Below are 12,685 nucleotides of genomic sequence, written 5' to 3' on the forward strand. Positions count from 1 at the left end.
AAATCGTCGTTTTATCAGAGAGCCGATGAGGGTGGAAATTCGGCACGTGAAGGTTTCCGTTTTCCGCTTTCCACAGTCCCGGCGAAGAGTCGGCGGATCCCTCCGTTAACAGGGATTCAAGCCGGACGCATCAGCGTCAACTGGGGTGGCACCGCGGGTAATAACTCGTCCCCGATGAGGGAGGAGTTTTTTATTTGCGCAATTTACCGAAGGAGGATAATAACGTGGATCCCACTTTCGAATTAGTGGAGGCCATACGCGCGACGGATGAAGCGCTATATCTTCTAGACCAACGGCAATTACCGGATGCTGTCGAGTATTTACGGAGTACCACCGGCCAGGATGTGATACGAGCCATTCAAGTCTTAGCGGTCCGGGGTGCCCCGGCCATTGGCATTGCGGGTGCTTATGGACTTTGGCTTGAATCCAGGCGCCTTCGGCATACCCCAAATTTTCACCACGAATTAAGAAAAAGTGCGGAGCAGATTCAAACGGCTCGTCCTACGGCGGTCAATCTTTCATGGGCGATTCATTATGCGTTGAGTCATGTCCAAAGCTTGGGTGTCGACGACACGATAAGGACGTTAAAGCAGATAGCCGATCAGCTACTGGCTGAAGATGTTGCATTAAATCGTCAGATTGGTGATTACGGCTTATCCCTGTTTGACGATACGGTGAGTCTTCTCACTCATTGCAATACCGGAAGCCTTGCTACAGGCGGATATGGTACGGCACTTGGGGTTATCCGGTCCTTATTTCGCGAACACCGCCTCCGTGAGGTCTTTGTGGATGAAACCCGTCCGTTACTTCAAGGCGCGCGACTTACAGCCTGGGAATTAAGTCAAGAAAAAATACCTGCCCGCCTTATCACCGATAGTATGGCCGGCAGTGTCATGGCTCAACACCTTGTCGATGGTGTCATCGTTGGAGCAGACCGGATTGCCCTTAATGGGGATACGGCCAACAAAATTGGAACCTATAGCGTGGCCGTGTTAGCGCATTACCATCAGATTCCCTTTTACGTTGCGGCCCCTTTGAGTACTTTTGATGTCAATGCGTTGTCTGGGAGGGATATTCCCATTGAAATGCGCAATCCGGATGAGATTCGCCAGCTCCGTGGAGTGAATATTGCGCCGGAAGACATTGAAAGCTATAATCCAGCTTTTGACATTACCCCAGGACATCTCATCACGGCTTTTATTACGGAAAAAGGTGTGATACGTCCACCTTTTGACAAGACAATCCCGACAATTGTAGGCGGGAACGCCGTGTAGCTTGATACGAAAAGATTGCTTTTTTTAGAACATATTTTCTCAGTGAAAGGCAGGAGAGCATTATGCTCGACATACGCAGAATTCGGCAAGAACCTGAAGTGGTTGCACAACTCTTGGCAAAAAAGCATGTTCATGTGGATCTTGACATCGTCAAGCGGCTAGATGCCAAAAAGCGCGAAATTACCTTGGAAATAGAGCGTCTTAAAGCGCGCCGGAATCAGGCATCGGAAGAAGTATCGCAACGCAAGAAGCGGGGCGAAGACGCCTCGGACTTGATAGCGGAAACGCGCCGGGTGGGGGAACAAATCAAAGAATTAGAAGCTTCTGTGGCTCCTATTGATCAGGAACTGCAAGACTTCTTACTGACTGTACCTAATACTCCGTTGCCGCAAGTGCCCGAAGGTGAATCGGCTGATGACAATGTGGAAATACACAAGTTTGGCCAAGTGCCCAATTTCTCCTTCCCTGCTAAAGCCCACTGGGATATTGGTGAAAATCTCGGGATTATCGATTTTGAACGCGCGCGTAAAATTAGTGGGTCACGCTTCAATGTGTTGGCGGGAATGGGAGCTCGCCTAAGCCGCGCCCTCATAAATTTTATGCTCGATCATGCCCGGAACCGAGGCTATATGGAGATGGCGACGCCTTATTTGGTGAACGAAGCCTCCATGTTTGGAACGGGCCAATTTCCCAAATTTGTGGAAGACGTTTTTCACGTGGTGCCCCATGATTATTATTTGATTCCGACGGCAGAAGTTCCCTTGACCAACTTATACCGGGATGAGATTATTCAAGATTCTTTGCCGTTGAAGTTTACGGCATATACCGCGTCCTTTCGGGCCGAAGCTGGGGCCGCTGGACGCGATACGCGAGGGCTCATTCGTCAGCATCAGTTTGATAAAGTGGAACTAGTCCGTTTTGAAGAACCCAATAACTCTCAAGACGCCTTGGAAGAAATGTTGCGCGATGCCGAAACAGTCTTGGAAGATCTTAACTTGCCCTACCGCACCGTGATGTTATGTGGGGGAGACATGGGATTTGGTCAGGCATTAACCTATGACATTGAGGTATGGATGCCGAGCTACGGCAAATATGTGGAGATCTCCTCGGTGAGTAATATGACTGATTTTCAAGCCAGACGTGCCAATATTCGCTACCGTCCAAAGGGGGCTAAAAAAACGGAATTGGTGCATACTTTGAATGGCAGTGCCTTAGCAGTAGGTCGAACGATCGCTGCGATCTTAGAAAATTATCAATTGCCGAATGGGCATGTCCAAGTTCCCGACGCATTAGTACCCTATTTGGGCGGGACAGAACAGATTTAGGAACCAAGGAGGCATGTCTTTTCTAGACATTGCCTCTTTATTTCTCAGCATTTTTAGAGTAAACTATTATGTGTCCTTGGAGGGGTAGCGTAATTGGTAACGCAGTGGTCTTGAAAACCACCGCCTTCGGGCTTGCAGGTTCGAGTCCTGTCCCCTCCGCCATTTTTTTGAATGGCAATGGATCCAATTAATCCAGGCTTGCTTGGCTAATTGGGAATATGCTATTATAGCGTTTGCATGTGGAGGGATACTCAAGTTGGCCGAAGAGGGCGGTTTGCTAAACCGTTAGTAGGCTATCAAGCCTAGCGTGGGTTCGAATCCCACTCCCTCCGCCACTTGTGAAAAACTCACTGGTTGAGTATAATAAGAATGTTGCGCCCGTAGCTCAGTGGATAGAGCGCCTGACTACGAATCAGGAGGCCTGAGGTTCAAATCCTCACGGGCGCACCAAAAAACCTTGATTTCATAAGGTTTTTGGGACTTACTTAAAGGAAAAATTAGCAAAAGTTAACAGGCAATACACGATGTTGCCGAAAAGTTGCCACAAGCTAAGGCAATAAGATTTTTGTTAGTGGTAGAAAATGTCGTCCGCAATTTGGGCGATTTCTTTTTTTGCGGTTTCCGTTGTGTGTGTGTAGATATCTAACGTAATTTGAATATTGGCATGCCCTAGGACGCTAGACACGAGCTTAATGTCTCGCGTTTTTGCGTACAAAAGCGTCGCGTAAGTATGTCTAAGATCGTGAATGTGGTAGCCGTCCGACAGACTGCAGTGCTTTAACACTCGTCGAAATGTGCGTCGCAAATGATTGGGATCGATGGGTGTGCCATGGCGCGTAGCAAACACCAAATTGGTACTCCACGCCTCACCCGGATTGTTTAGGCGCGTGAGCATTTGGTGTCTCTTGTGTTGCCGAAGTTTTGCCATGAATGTGGTGGGAAGCGCAATCGTGCGTTGACTAGATTGAGTTTTTAATGTGTCTTCTACGACCACACGATTGCCAATGTTAATAACTTGTTGACAAATGGTAACGGTGTTGTGTTCCCAATCTACGCTGTCCCAAGTTAATCCTAAACACTCGCCTACGCGAACGCCTGAAACCGCGATGAATTCTAAAACAATGCCGTAATGTTCGTCGGAAAGTTCCTTAAAAATTCGTTGTAATTCATCGTGCGATAGCGGTGTGCGTTTGGGACTCGCGTTTTTTCCGATTTTTAAAGTGTGCGCGGGATTTTTGTTGATGAGTTCTAATTCCGCTGCGTTATCTAACGCGGATTTCAGTAGGCGCAATGTATATTGCTTTGTGCGCGGGCTTAACTCTGTTTGCATTAGATCATTGGCAAATTGACGAATGTCACTTGGTGTAATGTCTTGCACAACCATGTGTGCGATATTGTGTGCGAGAATGTGCGTCAGTATGTTTTGGTAGCTTAGTATTGTTTTGGGTTTTAGCACCTTTCCATCGACGCCTGAAACTTTTGATTCCAACCATGTCTGAAGAAATTGCGCTAATGTGGTTTTGCATTGTCGAGATCGATAGTGTCCTTGGTCAATTTCCCGAAGCACATTATCCAAAAACTTTTCTGCCTCAATTTTTAGCCCCACCACAACTTTTTGCTCTCGCGTGAGGTAGCGTTTGCCGGGCTGGGGATACGACCACTTGATTAACCAACGCTTTTGAACGTCCGTAGACCAAATGGTTCCCCGAATGTTGCCAATCTTCTTCTCCGCGACAATTTTCTTCTTTTGTGCCATTTAGTGTTCCTCTCTTTCGATGAACTGAAGTAATGAGTCTTTGGGAATCCGATGGGTAGTTCCTAAGCGCAAGGATTGTAATTGTTCTAATGCGATCAAGTTGTATACAGTGTTGCGGGAAGTGCGTAGAATCTGGCACACCTCTTGAACTGTCAAGAATTCTGGCCAGGTGGAAGAATCCAATATATTTATTTTGAGATTTTGCATAGATTGAAAGTTCCTTTCATGGATTGATTCGTTTATTACGGCAGACGGATATGAGAAGTTTTGAGAAGATCTGCGATGAAAATAGCTTTAATAGGTTAATTATATCACATAATTGGCAATTATGGAATCATAGTGACAATTCGCATCAAGAGGTAAGCCATTCAGCACAAGGAGCCATAAGAGAACAAAAGAACCCCATCACACGAAACCATTCCGTAGTTTTACAGTCTCAACATCATGGGATTCGAGATTTTTATCATCGCTTATCATACATCCCCAGATAACTCAGGTGGCAGGGACGGCTCCATTTGGCGGAAAATGGCAACCATAGCAGTTGTGACATTCCCGACGTTGTGATACCCGCTATTTATTCCCACCAAAGTCTTGCGAGATTTTTGCTGACTTTTCTCATAGGTACATCGTGTATAGCATGCATATCGTGTATAGCAATGAGTATCTTCTATCTACCTTCTCTACTTTATGACGAATCCTTCGTGTGCGTTTGTTGGCCGATGACACCTTATGTCAGGCGGTTGGTCACGTCTCGTAGGGGTGGGGCGAGGCCGTGAAACAATCCATCAGGAGGCGGTCCGCGAGACGTGTACCAAAGCGCCGCCGATTAAACCGGTAGGGAGTCCCGCCAACAAAACGCGGATTTCTCCCGGTAAAAATACGTTTATTTGGTTAAGACAAACGTGACTGTACCGCGCCGTGCACGCTGTAGAAGGTACCGGAGATTTTTTCGTGGATTTTTACCGCCCGCAAGGTACGATGGTACGGAAAACACTTCTGAAAATATTTTAAAGTACCAGCCCTTAAAATCTTACCGTGTTAAAATATTTGTATTATCGTGAGGAATCACATGTGATTCCTCACGATATGATGCCAGTGAACTTATCCACGGTATGTGTAGAGAAGAGCCAGCGAAATATTCGCATGGGGTAACGACTCAGTGGGGACCGACGGCACCACAAATAAATGGCCAGCATGATTTATGACGAGGCTGAGTAGGTACTAACTATTATGACTACCTTAACGATCAGGAGATGAATTTACATGAAAAATATGATTATACGGTTTCTGGCAGGAACTATGACCATGGGCTTGGTTTTAGGATTCAATGTGGTTGCGTTGGGTAGTACAACATTTGCTGCAACCATCCCATCGTGAGCACAACCGCTCAAGATCTTTTCCCATCCACCGAAAGGTTTTAATCCTCTGACTGCTTCCAATCAGGAACTCGCACAATACGGATTTCCAAAGAAGCCATCCAATGCGGCCTCGTTACAATCAGGGAAACAGGCTATGACCCGAGCTAAACAGGAAGTAGCATCAAATCCTGTAGTTGGAACACAAAAATGGGCGAGTCTATCTGGGACAAGTGCCGGAAACTGGGCTGGATATGCTAATCTCGCGTCTAACAACGGCAATATCACCTATGATAACGTAATGTCTAGTTGGAATGTGTCCAATATTCCTAGCAATTCTAGCTATTCGAACTCTGATTGGCAGAATGCGCCAAAAGTCGGTATGTGGACCGGACTCGGAGGCACCGCATCATCAAACTCTGGTCTCGTTCAGGCCGGTACGGCCGATATTGCGACAGCAACCGCTCAGTATCGCTTTTGGACAGAAGATGCTCCCTACCAAAACCCAGTCTATGAAGGCCCGGTGGTAAATGCTGACAATCAAGTGTTTGTCGAGGTCACGTATAAGGGCGACAGCTCCACCTCCTACTTTCTTGAAAATGAAACGACTGGCCAGTACTCATCCTTTGCAAATTACTCGCCAGATTACTCCGGAGCTTCTGCCGACTTTATTGTTGAAACGCAAGGCGCGTACCTACCTAATTTCGTCGGTACACAATTTTCGAATTGCTCCATGGTGTGGAATAATGGGACGGGGACCGGCAATTTTGATCAACAAAATTACGAAAAATATATTATGGAAGACAACTCTGGAAATGAAATGGCCTATCCTGGAAGCATTCAGACAAGTGAAGATGGATTCGCAGTGTGGTGGAATAGTGCGACTTAAAGCACTTCACCGCGGCGGTTTCGGATCTATCCTATGCAACACGGAACGGTGTAGCATAGGATAGATTAGAGGATCTTTAACCGAGATCTCTTAGCATTCAAGAGAGGAGGCAGATCGATGCCGCGTCTGGTTACCCGGCCATGGTTGGCGGTATCCCTTTTCATGGTGACCATTGTAATCCTAGCGGGGGTTCTCCGAGACTCCAGCGGCTTAGGGATTAATACTCCCTCCCTCCCATGGCGATTTGTTGAAGCCACATGGGGAATGTCGGCGATTGTGAATCCGTTCCTCAGCATCTTCATGGCTCTATTGGTCGACTCTCCTTGGCGTGCTTTCTGGAACACCTGGCGTAGTCTTCTTTTCACCTTTGTTCTATCAGCCACCATGATCTGGCTGATCTTGGTGATTCAAAGTCGCGGTCGCATCGCCGCCCAAGCTCCAGAGCCTCTGCTGTTCGCTCTCGGCGGGTTTTCGGCTACTTTATTTCTTGGAACGGCGAGTACTGTGGCGGGAGTATTTCTTGGCACCATGGCTCGTTGGGTTGGCCGATATCGCATGGTGGCAGGCATCCTCGCTGCTCTAACCCTGATGGTCATCGAAGGACTGAGCCTCCAGCCTTATTTATTGCCCTTGCGTGTTTTCTATAACATCACAATAGGTGGAGCGGGACTTAGCCAGTCGTGGGGGATCCCAGCTTCTGGATTGATCTTCCCATGGTCAACCTATATAATCATCCTCACCGTGTCAGCGGGTATCGCTTTACCCGCTCTCGTTGTATTATTCGCGCAATCGAAAGAGAGCAAAATCCTTAAAAGTTAGAGGGTACGCGGGATTTGTGATGGATACGTAGGTTTACAGGGCGCTTGATATGGGGTGGCCAAAACGGATTTTGTGACATGCATCCCAGATAAGTCAGGTTGTAGGGACAGTCTTATTTGGATAAAACTTACAGAAGGGACCTGCGTACAGTTTCCGATGTATTATTTCGTTTCATACATTCCCAGATAACCTCTATGTCGCTTATTGAGCTTATTTATACATTAGCTTTTACACCACTTGACAGGACATGATCTGGTCATGATGTAATCTCCTGTAGCCGCTACAGTAAGCCAATGTTGCAGATTAATGCCCTCGATGTTTCTCTTTTGCTTTTGTCTTGGCAATCTCGCGCTTATATTCTGCTTCTGCTTCCCGTTGTGCTTTGGACCGTACCTGACGTGCTTTTTTCTTGGATTCCAACTCTTCTTGCATGGCTAATTGTGCTTTTGTGTTGACTGATCGAGACATCATCTCTTTTTGAGCTTTTCGAATCTTGCGCTTCGGGTTGATGCGGCGTTCGATAGACCGATCAGCGGGAATAGATGTCTTTACTGTGTCTAGAATCCATAACATTTTTCTATTGATGAACTCTAATACCTCCGTGTCCTTCGGTTCGGACCCGAAGAGAATTCTGGCAGCTTTTAGCTGGCCTGAGTTTTCGGCTTCGAGGATTCCGATCCAAAATTGTCCGTCATGCATAATGGTTAGTTTCAACGAAATTCCCCTTAAAGAAAGTGTGAGGACTAAAAGCGAATAATAACCTAAACAAAAATTCATAATATCATAATGTTCTTTATGTGTGTTAAAAAGACATCTTTGTGGTACACTTGTCTCCTAGGTTTTTCTGTGGGAGATCGTTTCGGAAAAATTGTGTGGAAAGCCTTTTCCCACAAGGCTTTTCGCGTTTTAGAAAGTGTTTATTATTTTTTCACATTTTGCGAGGGTTTTTGATACAGGCATTTTTTATGTGGCATGCCACTTTTTTTATTTGCCGTTGAATCGTCCCCACACTGATCCCCGTTTCTTGCGCGACTTTGCGGTAACTCATTTCGCCAGCGACGATTTTTGGCAAGTAGGGTTGGAGTTTTTTCAGCTTTTTTTCATCCACTTGTGGTCGCCCCAGCTTTTTGCTTTCGCGTTTGGCCCGATCCAAGCCCGCTTTGACGTGTTCTTGGATCATGGATCGTTCTAATTGCGCATAGGCGGCGGTAATGTAGAAAAGGACTTCACCCAACGCAGACCCTGTATCCAGCCATTGCTCCTGATAAGACCGAAAAGCTACGCCCCAGTTCTTAAAATTTTCTAAGGTATTGGCTGCATCGAGCACACTACGGAACGCCCGATCTAATTTCCAGTCCAGCACATAATCTATTTTTCTCTTAGAACAGTGCGTCATCAATTGTTGCCATGCGGTCCGATGTTTAAAATCCTTAGCACTGGCGGTATCCACATATTCTAGAATGTTCTCCCAACCATTGGCTTGGAAAAATTCTCTGAGTGGGGTTATGCGTTTCGGGATTTTGGTTTTTGTCCCGCGTGCTCACACGGGCATACAGCGCAATGCGCAATGATTTTTTGTCATGCATTTATTGGGCCTCTTGTTCATTTTTTTCGGTTGCGACGTCGCCGCACATACCAAAACAGGATGAAAAACAACGCGATTAATGCCAATAATAACCACCACAGAAACAGAAAGCGTTCTCCGACTTTTGATACAGTTTTTGATACACCTTCAGAAATTTGGCTGGGGGTTTCTACTTGTTGTGCCGTAATTCCTAAGACGGGAATGAGTTGGGTTTTAAAGCTCGATGTGATTTGTGGCGTGGCCCCCGTTTGCGTAAGCATAAACCCTACGGACTGCCCCACCTGGGGTTTTACCCATTGGGCCGTTGTGCTGCTTGCGTCGGATTTTTTGAGACGACAGAAAACGATCCGCCAATTTTGAGGGCTTGTTGCAAGGGTTTCACGCCAAAACGCTAGCCATGAGGGGGTTGTTGAGGTGTTGGCAAGACAATACTCCACTGGGCATGGGATTTTGTATCCGTTACGGTCATCGTGGTATCGGTGGTGTTGGGCGTTACCAAAAAGTCAGCGTGCGTGGCCCAGTTTCCATATATATTTTTGACTTGATCCACGATGGCTGTGGGGCTGATCTGAGGGCGAATGGCTTGGGCCACATATTCTGTGGTAAAATCATTTCCCGCAGCGGTCGGGAATCCGCTAGCAATCTCTGGTGCAACCAAATGAATTTGAACAGGGCGAGAAAAACCAACAGTCCAATGGGTTGTGTTCTGCGTGATGATCTGAACGAAAATTTTATCTCCCACATAAAAAGGTTGGGGATATTCAACCAAGAAATAGGTTCCCGCGCCACCATACACTTGGTTCGTGTTCCCAAAGGCCGTGCCCGTTTCTGCGTATTTGCCCACACTTGCACGAGAAATTTTCACCAGATGTTGTGTGGGTTGTGACGCGGCAAATACCGTGCCACTGCTTAATAGAGCTATTATGCTTCCGGAAATCATAAGAGTTTTTTGGTTTATTTTCATTGGATGTTTCTCCTCTGTTTTTATTTCCAAGCGGTTTTTAACGCATTGACCAATAGGTGCACTTCATCTTCAGAAATGAATACCGTCTGAACGCGCACGAGTGCGCGTGCGCTGTTCAATTTCAACAGCGCATCCCCTTTGCCGGCCAAGGTTTCTGCACCCATTTCATCCAGCGCAACCAAACTTTCTGCCGTCGTACCGACAGTCATGGCCAATCACGATGGGAGATTGCCTCGGAGCAAAGATGGCACGGCCTCCACGGTGGGTTTCTGTGTAGCAAGTGCCAGGTGAATTCCTGCGGATCTTGCTTTTTGGGCAAGCCGTGTCAGGGCGTTTTCAATGCGCCCACGAAGTTCTTTGCCTTCTTTTTTGTCTTCAACGCTTGTTTCCGCACCAAGGAACAGATCAAAAGTTTCATCGACATAACAGACAATGCGCGGCAAACGCTGATCAGGCGCGACTTTGGCGTTGTACGATGCGAGATTGCGCGCCCCCACGGCCTCAAATTTTTCATTGCGCTCTTCCATTTGATTTACAAGATTATCGAGCACTTCTACAACATCCTCAGCACGATGCAAAAATGTTACCTGGGGAGCATTTTTATAAACGGCCATTTCAACTTTCTTCGGATCAACCACAATAAGTTGTAGGTCTTTCGAGGGCAGGGTGAAGAGCAGAGAACAGAGAATCGCGTGCGCGGCGACACTTTTTCCACTGCCTGTCGTGCCGGCGATCAAAAGGTGCGGCGCTTCCGCGAGATCGAAAACGACTGGTTTTCCTTGGCTATCGGCACCTAACGCAACGGGCAACGCAAATTTTTTATCGCCTAGTGCGGGAAGAACTTGGGAAAACGCCACCATTTCGCGATGTTTGCGCAACACTTCCGCTTTTAGCCCCGTGTTATCAGAATAAATTCTGAGGTTGGGCAGTTTTCCTTGCGCCACAATTTTGAGGTTTTCTGTCGCGTTAATAATTTTACCGGGGTTCCCGTTTTTCGGTGGAACGATAGAAAGAGAAATGAAGGTTAGCCCCACGCCATCCACGGTCACTGTGCAGCCTTCAAAGCCTTGGGCGTTAAGTGCTTGGGCCCAAGGCTTTTTGTGCCCCAACGCCTTCGTTTTTGCGCCCTACCAAATGGGTATTGGGTGGGGTGAGAAGATCCAATCCCGGTCCGTCATGATAAAATCGGGCAATGGATGTGGGGACTTCGTTCAGCGTATCAAAGTCCAAAGTCTCTTCTTCTTCGCCTACCGGGACTTCGGCGTCAGTGGGATACCCTAGCGACTGTTTCAAATGTTCATCGCTGCGTCGGGCTGAAATTGAACATCCATGCGCATGTGCTCAATGTTAAATGTCCAACGCGCAATGGTCGTCGAGGCGTTGATTTCTGCTAGCAAGGCTTGTAGGCGTTCGCTCTGCACCAATCTGGCGAACTTGTTTATATGGCCAGCAGGCGCGCTGTTCGACAACTGATAACCAAAGCCCTTGTTGTCTAAACGAAATGTGAGAAGTTTTTCTTGTACTTCGTCCCAATAGGTTTCTTTCGTCCCGTCGGTTTTTGTGCGAGTGCGCTGTTCTTTTTGTATCGTAAAATTTGCTTCGGATTCGTCAAACACGCGTTGAAATTCGGTCATCAGATTGTGTGTTTTGGAGAACATTTCGTCGTAAAAGATTTTGTGCCACATTTTTTCTAGGGCCTCTAGCATATCGTCCCGTGTCCAAACGGTCGGTGGCACAAACGGCAACGCTTGGTAAATGTCTTGTTTGGCTTTAATTGTTTGAATGCCCACGGATCGAAACGGTTTCCATTGATCATTTTGCCATGGAATATAGGGAAACGCCTCTTGGAGCGCGTGGACAGCGCGATTGTGCTTGACCACGGCGAGATAAGTTACACCGAAGAATGCGACGCCTAACGCAATATAGCCAAAAATATCATGATGTAAAAAAGCCGGACTGATCAGCACCACGGCAAACAGGGCGAGGGTCCAATTCCGTTGGAAATGATCTTTCGAATAAAGAGGCGCCGACGCATAATCAAAATTGTCGACGATCTGTTGCAGTTCTCCAGCGTTCGACAACACCACCGCCTATTTTACGCTGTTTACTTGTTCCATGTTTTTGTCCCATTGGGCTTTGCCTTGCACCCATTGCCCTTTTACCTGTGTCCACGGCACAAAATTCCAGCCCACCAACGCGGTCAACGCCAAAAGCGGAAAGAACACGGTCAGCCAAACAGGGAGCCATGCTTGAATGATATTAAAAACGACCATGATCACGGCAATAATCACAAACCGCCGTTCTAAATGATGAAAAATTTTTGTATAATTTCTTTCTTTTTCTCCATTTTTTTGTTTTCCTCCTGTGCGGTACTGTTTTTTCAGACACACGATTATTCGTCAAAAAAATCTATTTGTGACCGCTTTGGTGCAATTTTTTTCATTTTTTTCCCGAATAGAGAAGAGAAAAGAAAAGAAAAAACAGGAGGTGACCATATGAAAAATTTTCTCCGCGCCGAACTTCGTGCGAATCGGACATGGCTCATCGGTTTGCTGGCCGGTGGGCTGGTGGTCTGGTGGTCTGGAATCTAGCGAGCTTTGTGGCACAAGTATTAGCCCGCGCTATTGTGGGCTAAGTGTGATCACCATTGTTCTAAGGCAATTCGCACATTTTGCATCGACTTACCGATTGCGTAATATATGTCATTGCAAAATGTCA

Annotated in this window: 15 protein-coding genes and 3 tRNA genes; 7 read left to right on the top strand and 11 right to left on the bottom strand. The window is 46.8% G+C overall.

Going from position 1 to position 12,685, the window contains the following annotated elements; translation table 11 throughout:
* Positions 1-224: 224 nt before the first annotated feature.
* From mtnA to AOA63_RS11025, 5 genes are all read left to right on the top strand, one after another.
* Positions 225-1,274 (top strand): S-methyl-5-thioribose-1-phosphate isomerase, encoded by a 1,050-nt coding sequence (gene mtnA / locus AOA63_RS11005; protein WP_171822691.1) that lies wholly within the window; start codon positions 225-227, stop codon positions 1,272-1,274.
* Between the two features lie 62 nt (positions 1,275-1,336).
* The gene (gene serS, locus AOA63_RS11010; protein ID WP_053959735.1) at positions 1,337-2,599 is read left to right on the top strand and encodes a serine--tRNA ligase; all 1,263 of its coding nucleotides are present in this window, start codon (positions 1,337-1,339) and stop codon (positions 2,597-2,599) included.
* Between the two features lie 78 nt (positions 2,600-2,677).
* Positions 2,678-2,761, top strand: a tRNA-Ser gene (locus AOA63_RS11015).
* Between the two features lie 79 nt (positions 2,762-2,840).
* Positions 2,841-2,934 (top strand) — tRNA-Ser (locus AOA63_RS11020).
* A gap of 39 nt (positions 2,935-2,973) precedes the next feature.
* Positions 2,974-3,049, top strand: a tRNA-Arg gene (locus AOA63_RS11025).
* Between the two features lie 118 nt (positions 3,050-3,167).
* On the opposite strand, the gene AOA63_RS11030 is transcribed toward AOA63_RS11025, so the two are convergent.
* Both AOA63_RS11030 and AOA63_RS20595 read right to left on the bottom strand, forming a co-directional pair.
* Positions 3,168-4,355, bottom strand: coding sequence for a tyrosine-type recombinase/integrase (locus AOA63_RS11030; protein ID WP_053959736.1), 1,188 nt, complete (start codon positions 4,353-4,355; stop codon positions 3,168-3,170).
* The gene (locus AOA63_RS20595) at positions 4,356-4,562 is read right to left on the bottom strand and encodes a helix-turn-helix domain-containing protein (protein WP_053959737.1); all 207 of its coding nucleotides are present in this window, start codon (positions 4,560-4,562) and stop codon (positions 4,356-4,358) included. It abuts the gene before it with no gap.
* Positions 4,563-5,867: 1,305 nt separating this feature from the next.
* Here AOA63_RS20595 and AOA63_RS11040 point away from each other — a divergent pair.
* The gene (locus AOA63_RS11040) at positions 5,868-6,599 is read left to right on the top strand and encodes a G1 family glutamic endopeptidase (RefSeq protein WP_053959738.1); all 732 of its coding nucleotides are present in this window, start codon (positions 5,868-5,870) and stop codon (positions 6,597-6,599) included.
* A gap of 117 nt (positions 6,600-6,716) precedes the next feature.
* Positions 6,717-7,418, top strand: a complete 702-nt coding sequence (locus AOA63_RS11045) for a hypothetical protein (RefSeq protein WP_053959739.1) — start codon at positions 6,717-6,719, stop codon at positions 7,416-7,418.
* A 303-nt stretch (positions 7,419-7,721) separates the two neighbouring features.
* On the opposite strand, the gene AOA63_RS11050 is transcribed toward AOA63_RS11045, so the two are convergent.
* The 9 genes from AOA63_RS11050 to AOA63_RS11090 all read right to left on the bottom strand — a co-directional run bounded on the left by AOA63_RS11050 (position 7,722) and on the right by AOA63_RS11090 (position 12,357).
* Positions 7,722-8,117: a YjdF family protein gene (locus tag AOA63_RS11050; protein WP_197648391.1), complete on the bottom strand. Its 396-nt coding sequence runs from the start codon at positions 8,115-8,117 to the stop codon at positions 7,722-7,724.
* Between the two features lie 229 nt (positions 8,118-8,346).
* A complete protein-coding gene (locus AOA63_RS11055; RefSeq protein ID WP_082343907.1) occupies positions 8,347-8,937 on the bottom strand; it encodes a recombinase family protein in 591 nt (196 codons plus the stop codon).
* A gap of 83 nt (positions 8,938-9,020) precedes the next feature.
* On the bottom strand, positions 9,021-9,263 hold the full coding sequence (locus tag AOA63_RS20045) for a hypothetical protein (RefSeq protein WP_053959742.1): 243 nt from the start codon (positions 9,261-9,263) through the stop codon (positions 9,021-9,023).
* A 131-nt stretch (positions 9,264-9,394) separates the two neighbouring features.
* Positions 9,395-9,967: a hypothetical protein gene (locus tag AOA63_RS11065; protein ID WP_053959743.1), complete on the bottom strand. Its 573-nt coding sequence runs from the start codon at positions 9,965-9,967 to the stop codon at positions 9,395-9,397.
* Positions 9,968-9,987: 20 nt separating this feature from the next.
* A complete protein-coding gene (locus AOA63_RS11070) occupies positions 9,988-10,176 on the bottom strand; it encodes a hypothetical protein (RefSeq protein ID WP_139061569.1) in 189 nt (62 codons plus the stop codon).
* Between the two features lie 6 nt (positions 10,177-10,182).
* Complete coding sequence (locus AOA63_RS11075; RefSeq protein ID WP_053959745.1) at positions 10,183-11,016, bottom strand: FtsK/SpoIIIE domain-containing protein; 834 nt, start codon at positions 11,014-11,016, stop codon at positions 10,183-10,185.
* Between the two features lie 25 nt (positions 11,017-11,041).
* Positions 11,042-11,260 (bottom strand): hypothetical protein, encoded by a 219-nt coding sequence (locus AOA63_RS11080; protein ID WP_053959746.1) that lies wholly within the window; start codon positions 11,258-11,260, stop codon positions 11,042-11,044.
* The gene (locus AOA63_RS11085) at positions 11,257-12,048 is read right to left on the bottom strand and encodes a hypothetical protein (protein WP_053959747.1); all 792 of its coding nucleotides are present in this window, start codon (positions 12,046-12,048) and stop codon (positions 11,257-11,259) included. Before AOA63_RS11085 ends, AOA63_RS11080 begins: the two co-directional genes overlap by 4 nt.
* Positions 12,049-12,057: 9 nt before the next feature.
* Positions 12,058-12,357, bottom strand: coding sequence for a hypothetical protein (locus AOA63_RS11090; protein ID WP_053959748.1), 300 nt, complete (start codon positions 12,355-12,357; stop codon positions 12,058-12,060).
* Between the last annotated feature and the right edge of the window lie 328 nt (positions 12,358-12,685).

The organism is Sulfobacillus thermosulfidooxidans, assembly GCF_001280565.1.
GTDB lineage: Bacteria > Bacillota > Sulfobacillia > Sulfobacillales > Sulfobacillaceae > Sulfobacillus > Sulfobacillus thermosulfidooxidans_A.

Coding starts and splice junctions, on each gene's coding strand:
- AOA63_RS11030 (WP_053959736.1), bottom strand. CDS start 4,355: ATGGCACAAAAGAAGAAAATTGTCGCGGAGAAGAAGATTGGCAACATT.
- AOA63_RS11050 (WP_197648391.1), bottom strand. CDS start 8,117: ATGCATGACGGACAATTTTGGATCGGAATCCTCGAAGCCGAAAACTCA.
- serS (WP_053959735.1), top strand. CDS start 1,337: ATGCTCGACATACGCAGAATTCGGCAAGAACCTGAAGTGGTTGCACAA.
- AOA63_RS11045 (WP_053959739.1), top strand. CDS start 6,717: ATGCCGCGTCTGGTTACCCGGCCATGGTTGGCGGTATCCCTTTTCATG.
- AOA63_RS11065 (WP_053959743.1), bottom strand. CDS start 9,967: ATGAAAATAAACCAAAAAACTCTTATGATTTCCGGAAGCATAATAGCT.
- AOA63_RS20045 (WP_053959742.1), bottom strand. CDS start 9,263: ATGCTTACGCAAACGGGGGCCACGCCACAAATCACATCGAGCTTTAAA.
- AOA63_RS20595 (WP_053959737.1), bottom strand. CDS start 4,562: ATGCAAAATCTCAAAATAAATATATTGGATTCTTCCACCTGGCCAGAA.
- AOA63_RS11070 (WP_139061569.1), bottom strand. CDS start 10,176: ATGACTGTCGGTACGACGGCAGAAAGTTTGGTTGCGCTGGATGAAATG.
- AOA63_RS11040 (WP_053959738.1), top strand. CDS start 5,868: ATGACCCGAGCTAAACAGGAAGTAGCATCAAATCCTGTAGTTGGAACA.